The sequence below is a fragment of the Longimicrobium sp. genome (assembly GCF_035474595.1).
Classification (GTDB): domain Bacteria; phylum Gemmatimonadota; class Gemmatimonadetes; order Longimicrobiales; family Longimicrobiaceae; genus Longimicrobium.
This window is the reverse complement of record NZ_DATIND010000034.1, coordinates 1-4,795: the sequence shown is the minus strand read 5'-3', so window position 1 is coordinate 4,795 and position 4,795 is coordinate 1. Positions and strand designations below refer to the sequence as shown.

The window sequence follows — 4,795 nt, the reverse complement described above, 5'->3', positions numbered from 1 at the left end:
GCGCTGGATCGGTCGCGATCCAGCGCACTTCTCTTTGGGGATTCATATCAGAAGCTGATGATCGCCTGCCGCGCGAATGCCGGCCTGCAGTCCCGCAGGGACTTCGTGCGGTTGTTGCCGCGAATTCATTCGCCTTCCCCGCCGGGGGAAGAACCCGCTACAGGAACTCGGGAGATGACACCGGCTCCCCCTCGGCGAAGCGCGAGGGGCGGAGCGAGCGCACGTCCAGCGTGGATGCGGCGCCGTCGAGGATGATCTCGGCCAGGAGATGGCCCAGCGCCGGCGAGTGCATCACCCCGTGCCCCGACGAGCCGTTGGCGAGAAAGAGGTTGTCCACCCCTGGCGCGCGCCCCAGCAGCACGTGCTTGTCGGGCGACATCTCGTACAGCCCGGCCCAGCAGGCGGCGCGGTCCACCGGCACCTCGCGCAGCGCGGGGAAGCGGCGGTGCGCGCGCCGCGTCACCTCCGGGAGCCACACCTCGTCGAACGCCGCGTCGTACGGCTCCGCCATCCGCGCCTCGTCCGGCCACAGCAGCAGCACGCGGCCGTCCCGCACGCGCGCGTGGAAGCCGTCATCCACGAAGATCGTCAGCGGCATGGTGTCCGGAAGCACCTCCGTCGCCACCGTCGCCGCCACCTGGCGCCGCAGCGGCGTCACCGGGATCTCCACCCCCGCCATCCGCGCGACTGCGCCCGCCCACGCCCCCGCCGCGTTCACCACCGCCCCCGCGGCCACGCCGCCGCCGCTCGTGCGCACGGTGGTGATCCGGTCGCCGTCCATGCCGAAGCCGGCGACCTCCACGCCATGGTCGAAGCGCACGCCGAGACGCCGGGCCGCCTCGGTGTAGCCGCGCAGCATCTCCAGCGGCCTGATGAACCCGTCGCACGTGCACCACGTCCCGCCCGCGATGCCGTCGATCGAGATGGCGGGGTTGATCTCCCGCGCCTCCTCCGCCGTGACCGCGCGCGGATCGCACGCGCCGGCCGCGTGCTGCACCGCCTGCGCGGCGACCAACGCATCGAGCGTCGCCGGCTCGTCCGCCAGGAAGAGGTAGCCGCACGGGCGATAGCCGGAGTCGACTCCCGTCTCGTCCGCGAAGCGCAGCAGCTTCTCCCGCGCCAGCAGCGACAGCCGCACGTTGACCTCCGATCCGAACTGGCAGCGGAATCCCCCCGTCGCCTTGCCCGTGCTCCCCAGCCCGGGCGCGGCCTCGCGCTCCAGCACCCGCACGCCCGTGCACCCGCGCGCGGCGAGGTGATACGCCACGCTCGCGCCGATCACCCCGCCGCCGATGATCACCACGTCCGCGGAAGCGGTCATATGCGAGTGAGTTGGAGAGGCAAGACGGAACGGACGAAGGAGATGCAATGAAGCGGCTCGGTGAGCCGGCGCGCAAGCCGGACGTCAGCCGCTCACTCGCCCAGGAACTCGCCGAGGGCGTGCAGGCCGTCGACGCGGTCGGCCAGCACCTTGGTGGCGGCGATGATCGGCACGGCCAGGAACGCGCCGGCCACACCCCACAGGAACCACCACACCATCACCGAGACCAGCACCGCCACCGGGTTCAGCTTCAGGCGGCGGCCGTACAGGATGGGGCTGACCAGGTTGTTCTGCAGCGTGGTCACGAGCAGGTACGCGCCCGGCGCCAGCAGCGCGTGCCCCGCCGAGTCGAATGTGGCCAGGCCGATCAGGGTCAGGAACAGCACCATCAGCGCGCCGCCCAAGTAGGGGATGAACTCCAGCAGCACCGTCATCATCCCCCACATCACCGGCGTGGGCATCCCGATCGCCCACATCGCCAGCCCCACCGCCGCGCCCTGCCCCAGGTTGATCAGCAGCGACACGACCAGGTAGCGCGAGACCACCGCCTCGGTCTCGCGCACCACCTCCACCGCGCGCTTCTTCTCGCGCACGTTCGGCAGCACGTTCACCAGCTTGCGCAGGAACAGGTCGTCCGACGCCAGCAGGAACCACACGAGCAGCACCACCTCCAGCAGCGCCGAAAGCACGCCCGCGGTGATGCCGAACACCTTGCTCGCGAAGCCGGGCACCGCCGGGCCGGGCGTCTGTCCCCCGTCCCGTCCCCCGCCCTTCGCACCGGCCTGGCCGCCGCCCATCGAGCCGGTCACGGATTCCATGCCGTGCGCCAGCGTGCGGAGTCTGGCCTCGGCCTTCTTCAGCGCCTGCGGCGTCTGCGTCGCGAACTTCTGCACCGGCGCGACCACCGCCGCCCCCGCGCCCACCAGCAGCGCCAGCGACGCGAGCACCACCAGCAGCGCGGCCAGCGCCGTCGGCACGCGCACCCGCTCCAGCAGGCGCACCACGGGCCGCAGCACCGCCATGAACACCACGGCCAGGGCAATGGGGATGAACACCTCGCGCCCGAAGTACAGCGCGAACGCCACCGCCACCGCGGCGACCGTTACCGCGGCCGCGGTGCGCACCGATCCGCCGCGGCCGTGCGGCTCGCCGGGCGAGGCGAAGCTTGCGGGCGTGCTCTCGCTCAACGGGGCGGCGTCCGGGCTCGGGTTGGGGGAGTGTCCAGCGTGGGTCGCGCCGCGGAAATGCAAGCTCGGGACCGGAGCGGACCCGGGATCGGAGGATGGAGATACGCGGCCCGCCGTGCGGAGACTCAGGACGTGCGACGGACGAAATCGATCACCACGCGCGCCAGCTCCTCGCCGCGGTCTTCCTGCAGGAAGTGCCCGGCGCCGCGGAGGGTGGCGTGCGGCTGCCCTGCCGCGCCCGGCACCCGCCGCTGGAACGGGCGCTCGGCGCCGCGGGTGATGCGCTCGTGCTCGCCGTACGCGGTCAGGAACGGCTTCTCCCAGCGCTCCAGCACCGCCCACGCGCGGAGGTTGGCCTCGCGCGCGGGGTCGTCCGGCCGCGTGGGCACCAGCGGGGGAAAGGCGCGCGCGCCGGCCTTGTAGCGCTCGCCCGGGAACGGCGCGTCGTACGCCTCCCGCACCTCGCGCGGCAGCCTGGTCCGCGACCCCGCCTGCACGATGCGGCTCACGGGGAGCCACGGCGTCCACCGCGCCCACGCCTGCCACGCGCGGAAGACCAGCGGCACGCGCCCGTCCCCCGTCGGCAGCGCGCCGTTGGCGACGACGATGCGCGCGAAGCGGTCCGGCATCTCCGCCGCCACCCGCAACCCGATCAGCGAGCCCCAGTCCTGGCACACCAGGGTGATCCCGTCCAGCCCCGCCGCCTCGACGAACCCGCGCATCCACGCCACGTGCCGCGCGTACGAGTAGGCGCGGACCTCCGCCGGCTTGTCCGAGCGCCCGAATCCCACCAGGTCCGGCGCGATGGCCCGAAAGCCGGCTTCCGCGATGGGCGGGATCATCTTGCGGTAGAGGTACGACCACGAGGGTTCGCCGTGCAGCATCAGCACCGGCGCCCCGTCGCGCGGCCCCTCGTCCACGAAGTGGATGCGCAGCCCGTCCACCGTCACGTAATTCGGGGCGAACGGGTAGCCGGGGAGATCGCGGAACCGCTCGTCCGGCGTGCGGAGGACGGTGGAGGACGCATCGGCCATCAAAGATCGCGACAGCAGGGGGATTCGAGTGGGTGTATGCGCGGAGATTACCGCAACAAGAACGCCCCCGCGGCTGCGGGGGCGTCCGGTCGTGCGAGAGGAATCGATCGAGGGCGATGCGTCAGGCCTCGGCGGCTTCCGCGTCCAGGTCCACCTGCTCGCGGCGCTCCACCTTCACCACGCCCTTGATCCGCTTCACCGCGCTGATCACACGGTTCAGGTGGGTGAGGTTCTCGACCTCGACCACGAACTCGCCCTTCATCCCGCGCTCGTCGGCCTTCATCTCCGCGCTCTGGATGTTGGTGTTGGTGCCCGAGATGGCGCTGGCCACCTCGGCCATCAGCCCGCGCCGGTCGGTGCCCTCCATCACCAGCCGCACGAAGAAGCGGTCGCTTCCGTCACCCTCCCACTGGATGTCCACCCGCCGCTCGGGGTGGTCGCGCAGCTGCAGGATGTTGGGGCAGTCGATGCGGTGGATGCTCACGCCGCGGCCGCGGGTGATGTAGCCGATCACCTTGTCGCCCGGCACCGGCTGGCAGCACTGGGAGTAGCGCACCATCAGGTTGCTCATCCCCTGGATCTTCACCGCCGGCGGCTCGCCGCGCACCCGCGACACCAGCCGCTCGAAGGCGGACGGCGCCTTCACCGGCTCGGCGGTCTCGGGCCACAGCTCGCGCATCACCGCGCCCGGGCCCAGGTCGCCGCGCCCCAGCGCCGCGAACAGGTGCGAGGCGTCGGGAAGGTTCAGCTTGCGCGCGGCGTCGTCGAAGCGCTCGTCGCTCACCTTCTCGCGGCGCGCCTTCTTGATCTCGCGCTCGATGAACTCACGCCCCAGCTCCACCGAGCTGCCGAACTCCTCGTCCTTGATCCACTGCCGGATCTTGTTGCGCGCCCGCGCCGTCTTCACGAAGGCCAGCCAGTCGCGCGAGGGCCGCTGGCGGGGATCGGTGAGGATCTCCACCGTGTCGCCATTGTGCAGCTCGCGGGTGATGGGGCTGATGCGGCCGTTCACCCGCGCGCCCACGCAGTGCACCCCCACCTCGGTGTGCACCGAGAAGGCGAAGTCGATGGGCGTGGCGGCCTTGGGCAGCTGCTTCACGTCGCCCATGGGGGTGAACACGAAGATCTCGTCCTGGAACAGGTCGATGCGGAGGAATTCCATGAACTCCTCCGGCTCCTTCGTCTCCTGCTGCCACTCCAGCACCTGGCGGAACCAGGTCAGCGTCTCGTCCACGTCGTCGGTGGCGCGCCCC

Annotated in this window: 4 protein-coding genes; all 4 read right to left on the bottom strand. The window is 71.6% G+C overall.

Features of this window, described 5'->3' with window-relative positions; translation table 11 throughout:
* Positions 1 to 157: 157 nt before the first annotated feature.
* A complete protein-coding gene (locus VLK66_RS05910) occupies positions 158 to 1,321 on the bottom strand; it encodes an FAD-binding oxidoreductase (RefSeq protein ID WP_325308457.1) in 1,164 nt (387 codons plus the stop codon).
* Positions 1,322 to 1,413: 92 nt separating this feature from the next.
* On the bottom strand, positions 1,414 to 2,508 hold the full coding sequence (locus tag VLK66_RS05905) for an AI-2E family transporter (RefSeq protein WP_325308456.1): 1,095 nt from the start codon (positions 2,506 to 2,508) through the stop codon (positions 1,414 to 1,416).
* 125 nt (positions 2,509 to 2,633) lie between these two features.
* Positions 2,634 to 3,542, bottom strand: a complete 909-nt coding sequence (locus VLK66_RS05900) for a haloalkane dehalogenase (RefSeq protein ID WP_325308455.1) — start codon at positions 3,540 to 3,542, stop codon at positions 2,634 to 2,636.
* A gap of 121 nt (positions 3,543 to 3,663) precedes the next feature.
* Positions 3,664 to 4,795, bottom strand: a 1,132-nt coding sequence (locus tag VLK66_RS05895; RefSeq protein ID WP_325308454.1) for a TGS domain-containing protein, incomplete at its 5' end; no start/stop codon positions are given.